At 33.9% G+C, this 20,798-nt stretch carries 20 protein-coding genes and 1 tRNA gene; 12 read left to right on the forward strand and 9 right to left on the reverse strand.

Features of this window, described 5'->3' with window-relative positions; all coding sequences use genetic code 11:
• Positions 1–161: 161 nt before the first annotated feature.
• From BHU68_RS14505 to suhB, 4 genes are read left to right on the forward strand one after another with little or no spacing between them, the layout of a single operon-like run.
• Complete coding sequence (locus BHU68_RS14505; protein ID WP_069471376.1) at positions 162–2,576, forward strand: hypothetical protein; 2,415 nt, start codon at positions 162–164, stop codon at positions 2,574–2,576.
• A complete protein-coding gene (locus BHU68_RS14510) occupies positions 2,569–3,060 on the forward strand; it encodes a zinc ribbon-containing protein (protein ID WP_069471377.1) in 492 nt (163 codons plus the stop codon). The genes BHU68_RS14505 and BHU68_RS14510 overlap by 8 nt, the downstream gene beginning before the upstream one ends.
• A gap of 2 nt (positions 3,061–3,062) precedes the next feature.
• The gene (locus tag BHU68_RS14515) at positions 3,063–4,010 is read left to right on the forward strand and encodes a D-2-hydroxyacid dehydrogenase (protein WP_069471378.1); all 948 of its coding nucleotides are present in this window, start codon (positions 3,063–3,065) and stop codon (positions 4,008–4,010) included.
• A 28-nt stretch (positions 4,011–4,038) separates the two neighbouring features.
• Positions 4,039–4,839, forward strand: coding sequence for an inositol-1-monophosphatase (gene suhB, locus BHU68_RS14520; protein ID WP_069471425.1), 801 nt, complete (start codon positions 4,039–4,041; stop codon positions 4,837–4,839).
• Between the two features lie 157 nt (positions 4,840–4,996).
• On the opposite strand, the gene BHU68_RS14525 is transcribed toward suhB, so the two are convergent.
• Positions 4,997–5,497 (reverse strand): tellurite resistance TerB family protein, encoded by a 501-nt coding sequence (locus BHU68_RS14525; protein WP_069471379.1) that lies wholly within the window; start codon positions 5,495–5,497, stop codon positions 4,997–4,999.
• Between the two features lie 120 nt (positions 5,498–5,617).
• On the opposite strand from BHU68_RS14525, the gene BHU68_RS14530 reads away from it, so the two are divergent.
• Entirely contained in the window at positions 5,618–7,159 is a 1,542-nt protein-coding gene (locus tag BHU68_RS14530; RefSeq protein ID WP_069471380.1) for a 2-isopropylmalate synthase, read from the forward strand.
• 44 nt (positions 7,160–7,203) lie between these two features.
• Here BHU68_RS14530 and BHU68_RS14535 read toward each other — a convergent pair whose 3' ends face one another.
• Entirely contained in the window at positions 7,204–7,902 is a 699-nt protein-coding gene (locus BHU68_RS14535; RefSeq protein WP_069471381.1) for a LysM peptidoglycan-binding domain-containing protein, read from the reverse strand.
• Positions 7,903–7,962: 60 nt separating this feature from the next.
• Between BHU68_RS14535 and BHU68_RS14540 the strand changes: the two genes are divergently transcribed.
• From BHU68_RS14540 to BHU68_RS14560, 5 genes are all read left to right on the forward strand, one after another.
• Entirely contained in the window at positions 7,963–10,257 is a 2,295-nt protein-coding gene (locus BHU68_RS14540; protein WP_069471382.1) for an NADP-dependent malic enzyme, read from the forward strand.
• A gap of 7 nt (positions 10,258–10,264) precedes the next feature.
• Complete coding sequence (locus BHU68_RS14545; protein ID WP_069471383.1) at positions 10,265–11,440, forward strand: hypothetical protein; 1,176 nt, start codon at positions 10,265–10,267, stop codon at positions 11,438–11,440.
• A 26-nt stretch (positions 11,441–11,466) separates the two neighbouring features.
• Positions 11,467–13,038, forward strand: a complete 1,572-nt coding sequence (locus tag BHU68_RS14550) for a CAP domain-containing protein (RefSeq protein ID WP_069471384.1) — start codon at positions 11,467–11,469, stop codon at positions 13,036–13,038.
• A gap of 2 nt (positions 13,039–13,040) precedes the next feature.
• Positions 13,041–13,982, forward strand: coding sequence for a hypothetical protein (locus BHU68_RS14555; RefSeq protein WP_069471385.1), 942 nt, complete (start codon positions 13,041–13,043; stop codon positions 13,980–13,982).
• Positions 13,983–14,075: 93 nt separating this feature from the next.
• Positions 14,076–14,152, forward strand: a tRNA-Met gene (locus BHU68_RS14560).
• 33 nt (positions 14,153–14,185) lie between these two features.
• On the opposite strand, the gene lolD is transcribed toward BHU68_RS14560, so the two are convergent.
• The 6 genes from lolD to BHU68_RS14590 form a co-directional block, all read right to left on the reverse strand.
• Complete coding sequence (gene lolD / locus BHU68_RS14565; RefSeq protein WP_069471386.1) at positions 14,186–14,869, reverse strand: lipoprotein-releasing ABC transporter ATP-binding protein LolD; 684 nt, start codon at positions 14,867–14,869, stop codon at positions 14,186–14,188.
• A complete protein-coding gene (locus BHU68_RS14570; RefSeq protein WP_069471387.1) occupies positions 14,862–16,112 on the reverse strand; it encodes a lipoprotein-releasing ABC transporter permease subunit in 1,251 nt (416 codons plus the stop codon). The genes lolD and BHU68_RS14570 overlap by 8 nt, the downstream gene beginning before the upstream one ends.
• A 19-nt stretch (positions 16,113–16,131) precedes the next feature.
• Entirely contained in the window at positions 16,132–17,646 is a 1,515-nt protein-coding gene (dndC, locus tag BHU68_RS14575) for a DNA phosphorothioation system sulfurtransferase DndC (RefSeq protein WP_069471388.1), read from the reverse strand.
• 83 nt (positions 17,647–17,729) lie between these two features.
• A complete protein-coding gene (locus BHU68_RS14580) occupies positions 17,730–18,143 on the reverse strand; it encodes a type II toxin-antitoxin system VapC family toxin (protein ID WP_069471389.1) in 414 nt (137 codons plus the stop codon).
• On the reverse strand, positions 18,143–18,400 hold the full coding sequence (locus BHU68_RS14585; RefSeq protein ID WP_069471390.1) for a type II toxin-antitoxin system Phd/YefM family antitoxin: 258 nt from the start codon (positions 18,398–18,400) through the stop codon (positions 18,143–18,145). Before BHU68_RS14585 ends, BHU68_RS14580 begins: the two co-directional genes overlap by 1 nt.
• 596 nt (positions 18,401–18,996) lie before the next feature.
• Positions 18,997–19,200, reverse strand: coding sequence for a hypothetical protein (locus BHU68_RS14590; RefSeq protein ID WP_069471391.1), 204 nt, complete (start codon positions 19,198–19,200; stop codon positions 18,997–18,999).
• A gap of 91 nt (positions 19,201–19,291) precedes the next feature.
• On the opposite strand from BHU68_RS14590, the gene BHU68_RS14595 reads away from it, so the two are divergent.
• Entirely contained in the window at positions 19,292–19,537 is a 246-nt protein-coding gene (locus BHU68_RS14595) for a hypothetical protein (protein ID WP_069471392.1), read from the forward strand.
• Positions 19,538–19,712: 175 nt separating this feature from the next.
• Here the strand turns inward: BHU68_RS14595 and BHU68_RS17425 are convergent, their stop codons facing one another.
• Positions 19,713–19,859, reverse strand: a complete 147-nt coding sequence (locus BHU68_RS17425) for a hypothetical protein (protein WP_171899469.1) — start codon at positions 19,857–19,859, stop codon at positions 19,713–19,715.
• 462 nt (positions 19,860–20,321) lie between these two features.
• Between BHU68_RS17425 and BHU68_RS14605 the strand changes: the two genes are divergently transcribed.
• Positions 20,322–20,789: a CinA family protein gene (locus BHU68_RS14605; protein ID WP_069471394.1), complete on the forward strand. Its 468-nt coding sequence runs from the start codon at positions 20,322–20,324 to the stop codon at positions 20,787–20,789.
• The last annotated feature ends 9 nt before the right edge of the window (positions 20,790–20,798 follow it).

The raw sequence follows: 20,798 nt of genomic DNA on the forward strand, positions 1-20,798 counted from the left end.
AGATGTGTATAAGAGACAGCCATTGTTATAACAACAACTATTTGGTGGGTTTCGCTATCGCTCTACCCACCCTACGATTATATTCTTATTAAATAATTAAATCATAAACTTAAAAAGTTATGTATAAGAGAGTGCGCTGGAGCGTGGGAACGAGAAGTATTATGACCTTTAAAACATTATTTTTATTATGTTTACTAACTATTAATGCGCAGGCTAGTATCTATTGGGAGCCAGTAGATACAAAGTCAGAGCTTACATTGCGCGTAGATTTAAGAGTGTTATTAGATTTTAAGGGTGGCATTTGGCAGATGAAGATGGCTAAAGCTATTGGTTCGTCTGAATTTCAGTTGATGGCGGCTGATGATATGTCTTGTCAACCCGGTTTAATCTCAACAGAAATTGGTCCAAATGCTAAATTTGAGTCTAAGGAATTATTGTGTGGGCTTCTGACTCATGATGGTGAAGCGACATTATGGTGGAATCAGGGTGCGCAATATTTAGGTTTTAAACATGGAGAGCATTATGGTTGGCTTAAAGTAGAGCTTAAAAATGATGCTTGGCATATTTTGGAATATGCTTATGAGGAATGTAAAGGGGCAGCTATTTTATCTGGTGCTAAATCTGGTGGCGCGATTTGCTCTAGTGTTGTTGCCATTGAGCGAGTAACTTCTAATCTTACTAATTTAAATCAGCTTGATTTTAGGGTAAGATTCGATGAAGCTGTTATCGGCGTTGATGTGATGGATTTTATTCTCAATGCGACAGTGAATAATGCTTCTATCATCAAGCTGATTGGTAGTAATGATATTTATACTGTTACAGTAAATACTGGTACTGGTGATGGCAATTTGCAATTAAATTTAATTGATAATGGTACTATTAGTAATGGTAATCTGCCGCTTAAAGCTAGTTTTACTGAAGGTGAAATTTATAATATTGATAAAACACCGCCTAATACGACTATTAATTCCAAACCTCCAACATCAAACAATAAAAAAGATGCTCATTTTGAGTTTTCGGCTGATGAGGCATTCAGCTATGAATGTAAACTTGATTTAGCTAATTTTGATATATGTAATCAATCAATTGATTATTATAATTTAAATTATGGCTTACATAAATTTGAAGTACGAGCTATTGATAAGGCTGGTAATGTTGATTTAACCCCGGCTAGTTATGAATGGAATATAGTTACACCTCCTCCGCCTCCAAAAAAACCAGATATCATAATTGATGATGGTAAGGTTGTGGGTAAAGTTGAAGGTGATAAAGATTCACCGGTTGTATTAAATAATGTCGAAGTGTTAGAATCAGCAGAAGTAAGCAATGTTATTATTAGCGGCACGATTAAAAATGCTGGCATAATTAAAGATGTATCTTTAGATGCTGATACTCGTATAGAAGGTGGTAAAGTTGCAGCTAAGATTGAGGGTGATAAGGATTCTCCTGCTATTTTAAATCACGTAGAAGTGCAAAAATCGGCACAATTAAGTAATGTAATTTTAGAACAAAATGTAATATTACCATCAGATATTACTTTAATTGATGTAGAATTGCGTGGAGCCTCGGTGAATGGTGGCAGATTAGAAGGGAAAATTAGAGTAACTGGTTCTGCCACTGTAATTAAAAATGTTATTTTAGCTAAAAATACCAGTATTGCTGGTGGCAGACTTGCTGGTAAAATTCAAGGGGATAAAGATTCTCCGGCTGTATTACAACATTTGGTTGTTGAACCAAAAAGCCAATTAACTAATGTTATAATTGCTGATGGTGTAGAAATCCCCAAAAATATTAATTTAGGTATTGGAGTACGTTTTACTACAATAGAAAATATTCCAACTGGTGTTGATCTAACAAATACTTTACCAAAGATTGATTCCAATATAGATTTATCAGCTGATCCTGTGGTAAATGGCAAGGGTATATTAGCAGCTATCAATCGTATTCCTGAATTTGTTGCATCAAAATTAACCATCAAACAACATGATACAGGTTATGTCTATCTTGATATAGAAGGGATTCGCTATGCAGTGAATCCACTTCAAGTACAAGCTACATCTAAATCAGCAAATTTACAACTTTCTATTGGTCAAACTGTATATTTTCAGACTTCAACAAACATAGAAATCTTAGCACAACCAGCAGTACAAGCTCCAGCGGCATTAGAAACAGCTTTATCAAATTTGAATCTTCCTACTGTACGTATTACTGAAGCGGGTAATATTCAAGTACCAGCCACAGAAAAAATGTGGTATAGTGGCAGACCAGATTTGGTTTCAAAAGTGATAGATCAAGAAAATTCTATTGGTTTGATTAATAAAGACAATCTTGTTGCTTTGATATTTGAAGATGAACTTGGACAAAAGCGTGAACAGACTCTATATCCTGCGCCTGCCAATATGTCTGTGTTATTAGAAGTTGCAGACGCAGATGATATTTTGCAAGGTCGTTTAGATTATCAGGTTATTCAAGGAGATAAACCTAGTAATCCTGAGATTGAGATTAGAAAAAATAATGATAATTTTTTGATTATTTATCCTGATGGGACACAACAAAAAGGTAGTTATTATGAATGATAATACGAAGAAAAAACTAGTACCAGCCTATCAAACTATGATGGCACGGATTGAAGATGCTAAAAAATCAGCTAATCACAATAGTTTACAACAGCATATTGATGCAGCAATTGAAACAGCAATTAAGTTGAATGAATTGAGTCATGTTGAGGCTGAGCGTATTGGTTATTATTTAAGACGAGACTTGCAAGATGCCGCTGCATTTATTGTTGATACTGAAAAGGCTTTAGTTGATTGGATCAATTTCGATATAGAGTTAATTGAAAATCGTTTGCTAGAAATGTTTAGTATTATGGTTGATCAAACACAGCAGGAATTAAATAATCTTCAAGAACGCGCTCGTCAAGCTACACAATGGAATAGTGGTGAAATAACAGCTTTAGGTGTTTTATATTGTGATAATTGTAATCATGCTTTACATTTTCAAAAGCCTGATTTTATCCCTGTTTGTCCAAATTGTGGTGCAACTAGTTTTCATCGTTAAACATGAATATCGTAATTTTAGACGCTTACACTCTCAACCCCGGCGATTTAAGCTGGGATGTTTTAAATAAATTAGGAAATTGTGAAATTTATGATCGCACTCTTCCAAACCAAGTTGTGCAACGCGCTGCTAATGCTGAAATAGTATTAACCAATAAAACCATATTAACTAGCAAGGAAATTAGTCAATTAGCTAAGTTAAAATATATAGGTGTCTTGGCAACTGGTTATAATGTAGTTGATATTGAGGCGGCTAAAGCACGAGATATTGTTGTTACTAATGTACCAAGTTATGGTACTAATTCAGTAGCACAAATGGTATTTGCTTTGTTATTAGAATTAACTAAGCATGTTGGTTTACATTCAGAAGCTGTAAAATTTGGGCGTTGGAGTAATCAAGCAGATTTTTGTTATTGGGATAAGTCGCTTATTGATATAGAAAATTTGACTATGGGAATAGTTGGATTAGGCGCGATTGGAGCCGCTGTTGCAAAATTAGCGGCTGCATTTGGAATGTCAGTTTTAGCTTATCAGCGTAACCCAAAACCAACGCCTAATGTAAAACATGTAGATTTAGAGACTTTATTTAAACAAAGTGATGTTATAAGTTTGCATTGCCCACAGACTTTAGAAACCCAACAATTAATCAACGTTCAAAGCTTAGCTTTAATGAAAACTTCTGCTTTTCTAATTAATACTAGTCGAGGTGGCTTAGTTGATGAAGCTGCTTTAATAAAGGCTTTAGAAACTAAACAAATTGCTGGTGCGGCTTTAGATGTATTAAATTTTGAGCCGCCTAATGCTGATAATCCATTGTTTAAATTAGATAATTGCATTATAACTCCACATATAGCATGGGCAACTAAAACAGCGCGACAAAGATTATTAAATATTGCAGCGGCAAATATTGATGGATTTTTAACAGGTGATTTGCAAAATCTTGTTATATAATATCTCTATTTTTTTAGAGATATACTTAATGAATCATAATATTAATATTCCAATTCGCGCTGCTCGTCGTGCTGGTGCTGTAATTATTCGTTATTTAGAACAACGTAAAGATGTAAAAGTTGATATTAAAGGTAAAAATGATTTTGTCAGTGAAGTTGATAGGCAAGCTGAAGCTGAAATTATTGAGGTTTTACGTAAAGCCTATCCAGATGATGCAATTATTGCAGAAGAAAGTGGAAACTATGAAGCTGATAGTGATTATCAATGGATAATTGATCCTTTAGATGGAACTACAAACTTTTTACATGGGCATCCATATTTTTCAGTATCTATTGCTTTGAAATATAAAAAACGTTTAGAACAAGCTGTAATTTATGATCCATTACGTGATGAATTATATACTGGAATACGTGGTAAAGGTGCTTTATTAAATGATCGTAGAATGCGAGTAAGTGGTTTAAGTGGTTTGCAAGGTGCTTTATTAGGTACAGGTTTCCCATTTAAAATACCACATCATTTTGAATGTTATATGAATACATTTAAAGCTTTACACCCACAAGTATCAGATATACGTCGCGCTGGTTCAGCGGCTTTAGATTTAGCCTATGTTGCAGCAGGGCGTTTAGATGGATTTTGGGAAATTGGTTTGCAAAAATGGGATTTTGCGGCTGGAGTTTTATTAATCCAAGAGGCTGGTGGTTTAGTTAGTGATTTTAGCGGTGGGCAAAATTATCTAAAAACTGGTAATATTGTAGCAGGTAGCCCCAAAGTTTTCAAGGGAATATTACAAAGTATTCAACCACATTTATCTGAATCATTAAAAGTCTAAGAAACCTGAAATGGTGGGTTTCGCTTCACTCTACCCACCCTACAGCTATTAAGAAATCTGAATTTGTATGATAGTTCATTTCTTTTAATGTAGGGTGGGTAGAGTGAAACGAAACCCACCATTTCAGAGTGAAGCGAAACCCACCATTTCAGCTAAATTAAAGTTTCAATTTCACAGTATAACCAGCTTTATTGCTAGGATGATTAGTTTTAGTAAAAACAGAGCGATCATTTTTAAGGGTTAGAACATCAAAGAAAGGTTTAAAACGTTCTTCTGAAATCTCAAAGGCTTCTAATAATTCACCAAATAATTCTCGTTCTTCTTGTGCAACGTGACCATCTGATAATAATGAATCAAGAATATTAGTCAATATACACATTTTTTGTGCATCAGTTAATATTGGAACGGCTTCAGATAAAAATTTCTCTACATCATTTTTTTGTCTGTATTTTATTGCACGTTCTAACAATTTACCATTATTGGCACCAACACCAATGGCACCATCACTTTCTTCACCACCCAAAACTGCAAGTAATTGTCCAACTTCTTCATTTTTAATTTTGCCATCAGCACTAATCATATAAATCAACGAAGTAGCGAAGGCGAAGTGAGGTGTCATTTCTTGACTATCACCACTAAACATGTCAAATAAACCCATTTTATCCTCATATAAAATATATATTTTTATAAATGACCATTGTATAGCTTAGAACATTTTTATGTTGCATTTTTTTTAAAATCTATCTATATTTTTTTTACATTTCTATGGAATTTTATCATGACTGATAAATTAATTATTTTTGATACTACTTTGCGTGATGGGGAACAAAGCCCGGGCGCGTCTATGACTAAAGACGAAAAAATTCGTATTGCTAAGGCATTAGAAAAATTAGGCGTTGATGTCATTGAAGCTGGTTTTCCAGTTGCTAGTCAAGGTGATTTTGAGGCTGTACAAGCTGTTGCTAATACTATTAAAGAGAGTACTGTTTGTGGCTTAGCACGTGCTTTAGATAAAGATATTGATCGCGCTGCTGAGGCTCTTAAAGGTGCAAATTCTTCGAGAATCCATACTTTTATTGCTACTTCAGCGATTCATATGGAACATAAATTAAGAATGTCACCACAGCAAGTAGTAGAGCAAGCGGTTAAAGCAGTAAAACGTGCCAGACAATATACTGATAATGTAGAATTTTCTGCTGAAGATGCTGGACGTTCAGATATAGATTTCTTGTGTCGTATAATTGAAGCGGCTATTGATGCTGGTGCAAATACTATTAATATTCCTGATACTGTAGGTTATACTTTACCAAATCATTTTGGGCAATTGATTTATAAGTTACGTGAACGTATTCCTAATTCAGATAAAGCGATTTTTTCGGTGCATTGCCATAATGATTTAGGTTTGGCTGTAGCTAATTCCTTATCGGCGGTTATGAATGGTGCGCGTCAAGTGGAGTGTACTATCAATGGCTTAGGAGAGAGAGCTGGTAATGCTGCTTTAGAAGAAATAGTAATGGGAGTAGGTACTAGAAAAGATGCTTTTGATTGCGAGACTGATTTGAATACTACTGAAATTCTTAATTGTTCGCGTTTAGTATCTAATATAACTGGTTTTCCTGTACAGCCTAATAAGGCGATTGTTGGTGCCAATGCTTTTGCTCATGAATCTGGTATTCATCAAGATGGTGTGCTTAAACATCGTGAAACTTATGAAATTATGCGAGCTGAAGATGTTGGTTGGGGCGCGAATAAGATGGTTTTAGGTAAACATTCTGGGCGTAATGCTTTCCGTACTCATCTTGAGGGTTTAGGTATTGAGTTAAATTCAGAAGAGGAACTCAATAGGGCTTTTCGTCGGTTTAAAGATTTAGCAGATAAAAAACATGAAATTTATGATGAAGATTTACAAGCTTTAGTTACTGATACTTTAGCTACTGAATCAGAACAGATTAAATTAGTGGCACTTAAGGTATGTTCAGAAATAGGTGAAAAACCTCATGCACATATTACTTTAAATGTAAAAGGTGTAGAAAAAACAGTTGCTTCTGAGGGAAGTGGTCCAGTAGATGCTACATTTAAAGCCATTGAAACTTTGGTGAAAAGTGATTGTAACTTATTACTTTATTCAGTAAATAACATTACTGATGGTAGTGATGCTCAAGGTGATGTGAGTGTGCGCTTAGATCAAAATGGATATGTAGTAAATGGACAGGGTGCAGATACTGATATTGTTATAGCGTCAGCTAAAGCGTATTTAAATGCCCTTAATAAGCTTTTGACTCCTGCATTACGTAAACATCCACAAACTGCTGCGATTTAAGGTACAAGAAACCTGACAGGTTTTGAAAACCTGTCAGGTTTAATTTAACAATCTTCTTTAAGAAAACGGCGATTCACCCAAGCTTCCATTTTTAAATATTTAATTGGCACCCATTTAGATCTGCCAAGCCTTTTTTCATTGCCTGTGATTTTAATTTTATTTGCATTTGCAGGTAATCCAAATAAAAGTTTATTTTTCACTCCAGCTCCTGAACGCGCTGAAAGGAAATCATTCGCTTTAACATTAACTACCTTATAATCAGAACAACTGCCGCCGCGACTAGATAGAGTAGGTGGAGAAATCCATAAACGTTGTCCAACAGAAATTCCATCATTTGCAGCTAAATTATTCCATTTTGCAATTTGTTGAACTGAATAATGGTATTTTCTTGCAATACCATATAAGCCTTCACCTGATTTGACAACATGGTAAAGTTTATTTTTAGTTATAACTGGACAGTCTTTTTTTAGATAGCCTCTATTAACCCAACCATAAATATTATTATATTTAATAGGTGCCCATTTAGAATTTCTAATTTGTTTGGCATCTCCAATGATTTTCACATCATTTGCAGTGGCAGGAATACCACCTACTTTTTGAGAGTTTCTACCGGGACCTGTACGAATTGTTAGTGTATCTGGACTTTTAACTTTAATAACTTTATAAGAACAATCATCAGCCGCAAAGCTAATCTGTGAAGATAAGAATAATCCTAAGATTACAAGTGGTTTTATATAATTCATATTTTCATACCTTTTGTTAATGTTACAATATTAATTTTATCATAAAACAAGTAATAAATAATGGATGATGATTTAAAACAACAGGCTCTTCACTATCATCGTGTGCCACAGCCGGGTAAATTAGCCATACAAGCAACTAAACCACTTGATAATCAGCATGATTTAGCCTTAGCTTATTCTCCGGGAGTTGCAGCCGCTTGTGAGGAAATTGTTAAAGATCCTCAAGCAGCCGCTAGTCTAACTGCACGTAGTAATTTGGTTGCTGTGATTAGTAATGGTACTGCGGTATTAGGTTTAGGTGCCATTGGTGCTTTAGCTTCTAAGCCTGTGATGGAAGGTAAGGCGGTTTTATTTAAAAAATTTGCTGGAATTGATGTTTTTGATATAGAAATTAATGAAAAAGACCCTGAAAAATTAGTAGATATTATTGCTAGTTTAGAGCCAACTTTTGGGGGTATTAATCTTGAGGATATTAAATCACCGGAATGTTTTTTTGTTGAACAAAAATTAAAAGAACGTTTAAATATTCCGGTATTTCATGATGATCAACATGGTACAGCAATTTGTGTTAGTGCTGCTATACTTAATGGTGTACGTCTGCTTAATAAAGACTTATCTAAAGTCAAATTAGTTACATCTGGTGCTGGTGCGGCTGCAATGGCTTGTTTAGAATTATTGATTAATTTAGGTATTAATAAAAATAATATTATCGTCACTGATTCTAAAGGTGTATTATATAAGGGTCGTCCAGAAAAAATGGACGTTTCTAAACAAGTTTATGCTATTGACACTGATTTACGTAGCTTAGATGATGCTCTTGAAGGTGCTGATATTTTTTTAGGTGTATCAGTTGCTGGCTTACTGAAACCAGAAATGCTAGCCAAAATGGTTGAAGATCCTTTAATTTTAGCTTTGGCAAATCCAGTACCTGAGATCATGCCTGAAGAAGCGCGTAAAGTACGTCCAAAGGCTATTATTGCCACTGGTCGTTCTGATTATCCTAATCAAGTTAATAATGTCTTATGTTTTCCATTTCTGTTTAGAGGGGCTTTAGACGTAGGCGCAACAAAAATTAATGCAGAAATGCGTTTAGCTTGTGTACGTGCTATTGCTGATTTAGTGCAAACTAGTAAGTCAAATTTAAATACTGCTGACGCTTCAGAAGTTTTAGATCAAGCTTATAAAGGAGAAAGTTTTCATTTTGGTCCAGAATATATTATACCTAAACCATTTGACCCTCGTTTAATTACAGTAATTCCTCCAGCGGTTGCAAAAGCGGCAATGGAAACTGGTGTTGCAACACGTCCATTAAAGAATTTTGATACTTATCAAGATTCATTAGCACAATATATGTTTCGCTCTGTAAATGTGATGAAAACAGTATTTAATCGTGCTAAGGAAAATCCACAGCGTATTATTTATTCTGAAGGAGAAGATAAGCGTGTCTTAAGAGCGGCACAAGTATTAATAGATGAGGCTTGTGTCAAACCAATTATAGTTGGCAGACCCAATGTGGTAAAAACACATATAGAAGAATTAGGTTTGCATATTCGCCCTGATATAGATTTTGAGCTGATTGATCCCCAATCACCGGCAAGTGATTTAGCTGAAGAATATCATGAAATTATGGGCAGACGTGGTATTTGGCCAGCCCAAGCAGAAGTATTAGTACGCAATAACAGTACTATTTTAGCTTCATTATTATTAAAACGTGGTAAAGCAGATGCCTTAATCGCTGGTCCTGTAGGAACTTTTAAACAACACTTAAAACATCTGTTGGATATTATAGGACTCTGTGATAAAGTATCAAGTCCTGCTTCTATGGAATTGTTAATTTTAGATAAAGGAACTTATTTTGTTGTAGATAGTAATGTTAATTATGACCCGACTGCTCAACAGTTAGCTGAAATTACACAGTTAGCGGCTAATGAAGTCAGACGTTTTGGTATTACGCCAAAAGTTGCTTTAGTATCCCATTCTAATTTTGGTAATATTGATAATCCTTCAAGTATTAAATTACGTGAAGCTTTAGCTCTTATCCATGAAAAAATGCCAGAAATAGAATGCGATGGTGAAATGCGCACTGATGCCGCTTTAAATGAAGAAATTCGTCAGCGATTATATCCGAAATCACATTTAAATGGTAGTGCTAATTTATTAGTGATGCCTAATGTAGATGCAGCTAATATTACTTTTAATGCTCTTAAAGAGTTAAGTGATGGTACTGTTGTAGGACCTATTTTATTAGGTATGCGTAAATCTTGTCACATTTTAAATCGCGTTGTTACAACTCGTGGTATTGTTAATTTAAGTGCTTTAGCTGCTGTGGATGCACAAGAGATTGCTAAAAATTAGTTAGAATATGTTTAGATTTTATTATATTTTTATAGCCTTTATTATATCAGTACAAACTCAAGCTGGTGAGTTATCAGGTTATCTTGAAACTGAAGTACGATATTTTCCAGAGTCACCATTATCGGTTGATCAATATGATGGCTTTAATTTATCTTTATCAGCTAAGCCTGAATATCATCATCAATGGGATGATGGTAAGCAAACTTTTGATTTTATAGGTTTTGCTAGAATTGATCAACATGATTCAAAACGTAGTCATTTTGATATTAGGGAATTGTCTTGGATAAAAGCAGCAGAAACATGGGAATTACGGGCTGGTATTCGTAAAGTATTTTGGGGTGTTACTGAATCACAACATTTAGTTGATGTTATTAATCAGACTGATTTAGTAGAACATCTGGATGGTGAAGAAAAATTAGGGCAACCGATGATTAATTTAGCATTAATTCGTGATTGGGGAACCCTAGATTTTTTTATCTTACCTTACTTTCGTGAAAGAACTTTTCCGGGTAGTCAAGGGCGTTTACTTAATGCCGGCATTCCTATTGATGTTGATCAAGCTCGTTATGAATCCAGTGCTGAAGAGTATCATGTAGATTGGGCAATACGTTTTGAAAAAACTATTGGAAATTGGGATATAGGTATATCTCATTTTGATGGTACTAACCGTACACCACGTTTACTAATGGAAAAAGGAGTGTTCATACCTTTTTATGAACAAATTCAACAAACAGGATTAGATTTACAACTTACACAAGATTCAAGCTTATGGAAATTAGAACTCATTTCTCGTAATGAATCTGCTGGTAGTTATACTGCCTTTACAGGTGGTTTAGAATATACTTTTGTTGGAATATATGATTCTAATGCTGATCTTGGAATCATAACAGAATATTTATTTGATGATCGTCAAGATCATGCAATGACACCATTTGCTAATGATCTTATGTTAGGGATGCGTTTAGCATTAAACGATGAACAAAGTACTGAGTTATTAGCCGGAACCATTGTTGATCTTGATAATAATAGCAGTATGTATTTGCTTGAAGCAAGTCGTCGTCTTGGTGATAATTGGAAGTTAAGTTTAGAATCTTATATATATTCCAATATAGATATTAATGATTTAACTTATGGTTTCCGTAACGATGATTTTGTACAGTTTACATTAGCTTGGTATTTTTAATAATGCAAATATCATAAAACATAAAAATGAAAGCTTTTTTCACATTATTATTGGTATTAATAATGCCAGTTGTGAAAGCGGGGGTTTTTGATCCTAATGATTTAGCACAAGCTTATTCATACCTTAATCAAATTCGACAACAAGCTGGTATGAGTACATTTAGAAACAATCCGCGGCTTGAAGCCGCAGCTTTGAATCATGCTAATTATTTAGCAGATAATATACTTACAGGTCATTATGAATCTGTAGAAACAGCTAAATTTACTGGGATTACACCTCAAGATCGAACTGGTTTCACTGGTTATCGTAGTGTATTAATATCAGAAAATGTTTCTTCTGGTAACAGATCTGGTATTAGGTCTATTGATGGCCTAATGTCCGCAATTTATCATCGTTTGGCTTTTTTAGATTTTACCAAAACAGAAGTTGGAATTGGTATTGCGAAAGATTTAAAATCTAAACATAGTGCTTATGTATATAATATGGGTAATGCAGGATTTCATCGTCTTTGTAAAAGAAAAAATATTTCTAATGAAACTCCGTATTATTCTACTATTTGTAATCCAAATACCCATATTCCAGTTGCTGAATTTGATAGAGAAAAATTATTAGCATTAAGCAGTAATAAGAAAATTGTAGTTTGGCCTACAAATAATGATAAGAATGTAGCACCTGCTTTTTTTGAAGAATCACCAGATCCATTACCTGATCTGTCTGTTTCTGGATTTCCAGTTTCTTTGCAATTTAATCCACTCAATTTTGACAATGTAAAAATTAAGTCATTTAAGCTTTATAGGGATTCTGATAACATAGAAATAGTTAATACTAGATTATTGAACAAGGAAACTGATCCTAATAAAAGGCTAACCGCTTTACAATATGCACTATTTCCTTTGCAACGTTTAGAATGGAATACATGGTATCGCGTTGAAGTACAGTATATACATGAAACACAGCTAGAAAATCTAGTATGGCGTTTTAGAACTAAAAATTTAAACTTACCATTATTTAAATTAAATGGTAATGATAATGTTATTATTATTCCACCAAATACTTCAGCTATAGCTATTTATATTCCACCCACTCAGATTAATCCTAAAATAGGTAAATTGAGTTATAGTTATGATTCTAATATGAAGGTAGCTGTAAAATATGAGGATAGCAATACATTATTAATTATAGTTACAGGTAAAGTTGGTCAACAAGCAAGTTTTAGATTTTCAGGTAAACGAAAGTTTAGAATTAAAATTAAAAGCAATGTTAGTAAAATTTGTGAGCCGGCGATATTAACTGCAAATATGGATTTATATATTCCTAATATCCGTTATAAGCCAGTGCCTAATCAGAAATCTATAAAGATTTGGGCAGATTTACATCTAGTAGATAAAAAAGATATGATCTTTAAAGTTCATAATTTTGGTTCACCAACAATTGGTTTATGTAAATCAGCTAATTTATCTTCTGAGCCAATAATTTATATTCCACATGTGTATTATTCTGCTAAAAATCAAAAGCCTCAGATTATATCTTTATATTTAAAACATCTAGGGCAATTAAAATTTCAAGTTATTAATAAACAAGTATTTGTCATTTTTTAATTATGAGAACAATAAGTATATTTTTATATTTGTTATATACAACAAATGTCTATGCTCAACAGAGTATTAATGGTGTCTGGCAAATTAGTAGCTATCAAATTATTGCTTATCCAGCAATTCCAGATACTGAAATTAAAAATTGGATTGGTAGAAAATTTGAGTTTACATCTGAACAACAGGCAATCTTACACCACGCTAATAAAACTCAGACATGTTCAAAGTTTAATCAACAACTAACCAGTCAAAATTCTGAAGCCTATTTTTTGATTGGTTATGGGGTAAAACCACAACGTTTAGGTGTTACTACTGAAGAGGTTCCAGTTGTTAGCATAAATTGTCAACAAGCCAGTTGGTTATCTAAGCGACGTGATTTTGTTATTTTAAATGATCAACAAATGCTTAGTTATTGGGATGGTGTAATTTTTTTCTTTTCTAAACAAGCTGAAAGTTCAAGATTACGTATAACTAATAGCACTATACCAGCTTTAATAATTACTCCACAAAGTGTTGGTTTATTAAATCCTAATAGTGATTGTAATGAACAAAGTTTAAGGCAAGCATTGCATGGTTATGATATTAAATCAAAACCGGGTTATTTTGAATTGTATCGTTTTAACAAGTTAATGTTGGTAGTATTTCCAAATAAATTAACCGGTAAAGTTAATCGTATTCGTATTTTAGATACAAATATACAAGTTCCCGGAAACGCTAAATTGGGATTTAAATATCGCGATATTTTTAAGGCTAATCAATTAGTGACTTGTAAATTAGAAAATAATTTAAGTTTCTGTGCTTTTGCCAATATTTCTAGTATCCAGTATGTATTTAAACAGCAGCCTCGTGAAACTTTAATTGATGCAAAACTAGTGGAAATTATCTGGAATGCAGATCAAAGTTTAATTATTGAGCCGCCTGAAGTTGATTTTTCTATTCCTTCAAAGTGAATATAAATATTATTTATATGAGGATTTAAATGTTTGAGATAAAAATGCTTGCAAATAAAATTTAAAGTCTGTATAGTATGCGGAATACTTTGATGCGAGATGGAGCAGTCTGGCAGCTCGTCGGGCTCATAACCCGAAGGTCGGGGGTTCAAATCCCTCTCTCGCTACCATCAATATATTCCTCCCCTACCCCCCCCTTTTTTTTATTCTTCTACTAATTTTCCATCAACTAAACGTAATATTCTATCCATACGTTGGGCTAAATCTGGTGCATGAGTAACTAAGATTAAGCTGGTTCCTATTGTTTGATTTAAATCTAACATCAGTTCATAAACTTTATCAGCGGTACGTTGATCTAAATTACCTGTTGGTTCATCAGCTAATAAGCATTTTGGATTAGTAACTAATGCTCGTGCTACAGCAGCTCGTTGCCGTTCTCCTCCTGACATTTCACCGGGTTTATGTTCTAAACGTTTCTCTAAGCCTACTTTAGTTAGAATATCTACTGCCTTTTCTTTTGCCTCTTTTGATGAATCACCTTTTATTAATAATGGCATAGCAACATTTTCTATGGCAGTAAATTCTTGTAGTAAATGGTGAAATTGATATACAAATCCTAAATTTTGATTGCGTAAGATTGCACGTTTTGCAGGATTTAGTTTGTTGATTTGTTTACCAGCAACCCAAACTTCGCCTTTGGTTGGATTATCTAATCCGCCTAATAAATGTAATAAGGTACTTTTACCTGAACCAGAACTACCAATAATAGCGATTTGTTCAGCAGGTTTTATATTTAGATTTATATTCTGTAATACATCTACTGCAAGCCCACCTTCAGTAAAACTTTTAGAGACATTGCTACAATTTAATACTGTTTCTTTATTCATAACGTAATGCTTCTGCTGGTTGAGTTTTTGATGCGCGTAAGGCTGGGTAAATAGTAGCTAGCAAACTGATTAATAAGGATAAAGCTCCAATTTTATAAACGTCTAACCATCGTAAATCTGAGGGTAATTCACTTATATAATATATGTCTGATGATAAAAATTGAACTCCAAAAAATTGTTCAATTGCTGGTATTATTGTTTCAATATTCAGGGCTAAACTTACTCCTCCTGCTAATCCTAATAAGGTTCCAAAGATACCAATTAAGGCTCCTTGCACGATAAAAATATTCATAATAGTACGAGGAGTTGCGCCTAATGTTTGTAAGATTGCAATATCTGCTTGCTTATCAGTTACTACCATTACTAATGTGGAAACAATATTAAAAGCGGCTACCGCAACTATCAATGTTAATATTACAAACATTACGGTTTTTTCCATTTTAATCGCTTCAAAAAAATTCTTATGGCGATAAGTCCAATCGTAACTACTATAACCTATGGGTAATGTTTGTTTTAATTCGCGACTAAAAGTTCTAGCTATAAACATATCATCTAATTTAATATTCAAACCATTGACACTACCTACTGGCATTCTTAATAATTTTGCTACATCATGAAAATGTAATAATACTAAGCCGCTATCAAATTCATGCATACCCACGGTAAATACACCTGTAATAGTAAAGCGTTTCATTCTAGGCAATACACCAATTGGGGTAACTGAAGCGTGAGGAACCACTAAAGTAATTCGATCTCCTACCCATACACCTAAAGATCGGGCTAATTCTGAACCTAATATTAAATTAAATTTACCTGATTCTAGTTTATCAAAACTACCAGCTACTATTTTGTCTTTTACTTGAGATACTTGAGGTTCGAGTTCAGGATCAATTCCTTGTAAAAAGCTGCCTTTAACAGTTTTGTTATGTGTGACCATAGCTTGACCCTGTATAAATGGTGCAACACCAGTAACTCTAGGTTTGTTTCTTAAATCTTCAGCTAAATCTTGCCAATTTGACCAAGAATTATGAGAGGTATTAACTACAACATGTGAAGACATGCCTAACATGCGATGACGCAATTCTTTTTCAAATCCATTCATTACCGATAATACTGTGATCAGCGCGGTAACTCCTAATGCTATACCTAGCATGGAACTTGATGATATAAAAGAAATAAAATGGTTACGACGCTTAGCGCGTGTATAGCGCAAGCCTATATAAAATGCAAGAGGTTTAAACATGTATATAATTATATATGAATTAAGAAAATAATGGTAAACTATTATCAGTTTTAGTATTTGAAGATTTGTCTTTGCCTTTTGATTCTGCAATTGCAGTTTCACGTCTTAAAGCAAAAGCTTCAGCTTCTTCTTCATTAGAAAAGGCATGACGTTCTAGTGCTTTATTTAAAGCATCATATAAGCCAGCGCGACGTGCCATTGTTCTATATCGTTGTTCTACATCCAATAATTCTCTAATTAATTCAAATTGAACGTTTTCTTCATCACCTTGTTGTTGACAAATAGATTTTAATAATTTGACATCATCAGCTTGAAAAACTTGACTGTCATCCAGTTGCTTAGTGGGGTAAATCTTGCCTGTTACCTTTTCATAGATTTTAGGCAGATTATCTTCAATTTCATGTTTTTCCATCACCCAAAGACGGCGAATTTCTTCTAATTCTTCAAAAGTAATCAGTTCTATATTTTTAATATTTGCTGGTGCAGTTTTTTGTACTTGTATTTGTGCTTTTAATAAAGCATCTAACATTTTTTCACGATAACTTTGTTTATATGGACCATGTACTAAGCGATCATTAAAGACTTTTAGTTGACCATTCATACGACGAAAATCACGATTTTTACGATCTTCTTTAATATCTAACCAATTATTACGAAAATCCATTAGCGGCAACATCCATTCCTTTTCCTCGTCATTTTGAATCATAGCCAGCATGGATTTATCTTGTTCGACCATTGTACATACGTAACAACCAAATCGACTATCTCCACAACTAGGTGTAGTAGTGTCAACTACTAAAGGACATTCACCGTCAGCGGTTGCGCCTTGATACATGCTGAGTAGTAATTTATTACTATAATTCCAAGGATTTTCAACTTGATTGATATACATCCAAACATCATCGTTACTCCAATTGGCAATAGGGGTATAAATTGAGCTATTGGGTAAACTGGCATTTTTTACCAAATGTTCCCTTGTGCTAGTTTTTTCATATTTAGTCATATTAGCGGAACGAGCTGAACTTTCGGCTTTACGAGTTCCAAGCACTAAGATAACTTCGCCATTTTGGCGTATCATCTTATTGATAAAATTATTAGAGGGATGAATTTTGAGACGACTGGTACACCAACGAAATTTTGGTCGTGGTGCTGGATAGCCACGTCCAATTAAATTAACCCAAAATCTATCTTGCACTTTTGGGGTTAAACGATGAGGCAGAATGGGCAAATCTTGCTGTTTAGCTGCTTCTATCATAGCTTCTAAGGAGTATTCTACCCATTTTGATACTATAGGATTTTCAACTAAAGTATCTGTACTAATGACATAAATTTCCTTAAAACGTTTTTCAGGCGGTAACTCAGAAATAGCATTCCAAATTAATTGTAAAGTAGCGGTTGAATCTTTACCGCCGCTATATCCGATAACCCAAGGAATATCATCTTCTGAATAAATTTTTTTGATTTGCTTAGTTAGAGCGTTTATTGATTGCTTAAAACCTTTGGTAAAAGCGGTTTTTCTGAGTTTTGGTTTCATTATTAAGCTAATTGTGTATAAGGGTGTGCGCTTCGTTCGGGATGACAAAAGTAGGGGCAATCTTTTATGGTTGCCCATGTCTTCTAGAACGGATTCAATATTTTAACACCGCTAGCTTCAAAATCGCTAACATTTCTAGTAACCACTGTCATTCCGTGAACTATAGCGGTAGCTGCTATAATAGCATCTCGATCAGATTGAGGATCTGGAACATGAAGTTTGGCACAACATTGTGCCACAGCAGTATCCACAACCAGAATACGACCAGAAAATGCTGGCAATACATGTGCATTGAGCCATGAACGAAGTATTGCACCTTGTACAGTATCTTTTCGTTCAATTAAAAGTACACCTGTTTCTAGCTCTAAAACAGTAATCACTGATAAAAACAAGTTACTTACATCGACACTATTCGCCCATGCTTCAACATTTTTATTCGCCTTAGCTGACTTGACTTTTCTTAATTCAGAAATTACATTGGTGTCAAGTAAATACATTATGATAGCTCTGCTGGTCGATAAAGTGATTTAGTTAAATGTGGTGGATCAAAATCAATTTCTGCAAGCTCTGGCATGGCGAGTAAGTCAACAATACTTTGTTTGTTGCCAGTAATTTCCTGATAGGTTTCAACAGTTAATAATACATGTGCTGGACGACCTCGATCAGTAATAAAAACTGGACCATTAAAGGCAATCCGCTTAGCACGGCTTACATCTTGATTAAATTCTCTGCTAGAAATAGTTGTAATATTCATACCCAAGCTCGTTTATATAACTAATGTAGGTATGTTACTACATTAGTAGTATTAGAGCAAGGGATTTTTTGTGATAGTTAATTATAAATTATAGCCCAGAAGGGGGTAACAAGGATGTTTATATTTTAATACGCTCTCCTCACCGCAACTTAACAAACAACCTATTTATTATCATTGACACATGGATGTAATAAATTTTTTTGAGTTTTGGTTTCATTATTAAACTAACTGGATAGATATTAATTGTGCGGACAATTAATGAGAAGCATCTAAGACTTTAGTATCAAAACTAATTATATATGAATTAACAAAATAATGGTAAACTATTATCAGTTTTAGTATTTGAAGATTTGTCTTTGCCTTTTGATTCTGCAATTGCAGCTTCACGTCTTAAAGTTCTACATGCAATAATTATCTAATTAATTCAAATTGAACGTTTTCTTCATCACCCAAAGACGGCGAATTTCTTCTAATTCTTCAAAAGCCTAGGAATAAATTCCAAGGCTCAAAGCTAAATTCGAGGCAAATGTTTTTTTCAAAAACATTTGCCTCGAAACCTAAAGGTGACTAATCTTATCTGCTTTAGCAGACTTCAGCTATGAGCCTTGGAATTTATTCCTAGGCTCAGAAAGAACATTCCAAATTAATTGTAAAGTAGCGGTTGAATCTTTACCGCCGCTATATCCGATGACCCAAGGAATATCATCTTCGGAATAATTTTTTTTGATTTGCTTAGTTAGAGCGTTTATTGATTGCTTAAAACCTTTGGTAAAAGCGGTTTTTCTGAGTTTTGGTTTCATTATTAATTACTAGTTTAAATAATATATTATATGCTATTATTGGAATAATGACATTCGTTCATGGAATTTGGAATTTTGAGGTACACATATTATGTTACAGACTTTTGAAGCCAGATTAAAAGGTAATCAGTTGGAATGGGTTAATGAGATACCAAAGCAGGTGTATGAACCTCAGTGCTCGATTTCGGTTTATGTCACTTTACGTGAAAAAGTGCTAGTTGAAGAATCAGAAATTTTACGAAAACAAGCTCTTGAAAATGCGCTTTTGAGTGAAAAAGCATTAGGGAAAAATTGGAACAAACCAGAGGAAGACGAAGCATGGTCACATTTACAGTAGGCAGTGTTGTCCTCATACCCTTTCCGTTTTCTGATTTGTCAAACTCAAAACTACGTCCAGGCAAACTTTTCACGGCACATTCTACTTTGATTAGAAGGCGAGTTGGTCAATTGAAGTCCGAAGTTTTGAAACAAATAGTAGATAAAATAAAAAATTTGATTGATGATCAATAAAGCTACAAAATTAGGCGAAGCATTACTCTACTTTCTCTGACAATATCAATGATCTCATCAGTAGTAATACTAAGATTTATACCTTTAATATCTAATGGAGAACCAAGCCTTGTAGGGTCGGTGATAACCGACCATTTCCGTGATTTCATATCCAGTCAACGCCGTTGGTCGGTTATCACCGACCCTACAGATACTATCAAAAAATCATCTTTATTTGATGATGTGGTAATTAGTTATTCAAAAATCTAGTTGACATGATTAATTAATTAAAATATATTATAAATTGAAAATTTAATTAGATCTTAAACATTAAATGTGAATTTAGAAGTTTTGTGTTGAAGCTGATGGGAAGTTTGATGCCCATTTGAATGAGCTTGAGGATTTTTAACACTTTTAATCCTACTGTTTACTCATGCCAACCTAACAATGGCAAACCAAGCAGAAATCTACTTTGAACCAAACGATCTACGTTTAAAACCCGAAGCACAAAAAACTGGAACAAGGTAATTTTTTCAATCTCAAAAAAAGCATGATAATCCTAAACCAAATCGACAACAACACAGGAAAAATAAACACCGCAAATTACCAAACAAGAACGATTAATAATTTTAATGAAGACTACAAAATTAGGCGAAGCATTACTAAAAAATAATTATTATTTAGTAACAGCAGAATCATGTACAGGCGGTTGGATAGCAGAGGCTGTTACAGCAATTGCTGGCAGTTCTGCTTGGTTTGAACGCGGATTTGTTACTTATTCTAATGCTTCAAAACAAGAATTATTAAATGTTAAAGCTGAAACTTTAATGAAATATGGTGCAGTAAGTGAAGAAATTGCATTAGAAATGGTTATAGGAGCATTAAATAATAGTCATGCTCAGGTAGGAGTGGCAGTAACAGGTATTGCTGGACCCACAGGGGGAAGCCCTGATAAACCAGTAGGTACTGTTTACATTGCTTATGCTTTTCCGAAACAAGTTTTTGCTAAACGTTATTATTTTCAAGGAAATAGAACTGAAATTCGTGAACAGACAGTAAAATCTGCTTTAGAGACATTATTAGACCTGACAGGTTTTTAAAACCTGTCA

This window comes from Candidatus Marithrix sp. Canyon 246 (genome assembly GCF_001723685.1).
Classification (GTDB): Bacteria; Pseudomonadota; Gammaproteobacteria; order Beggiatoales; family Beggiatoaceae; genus Marithrix.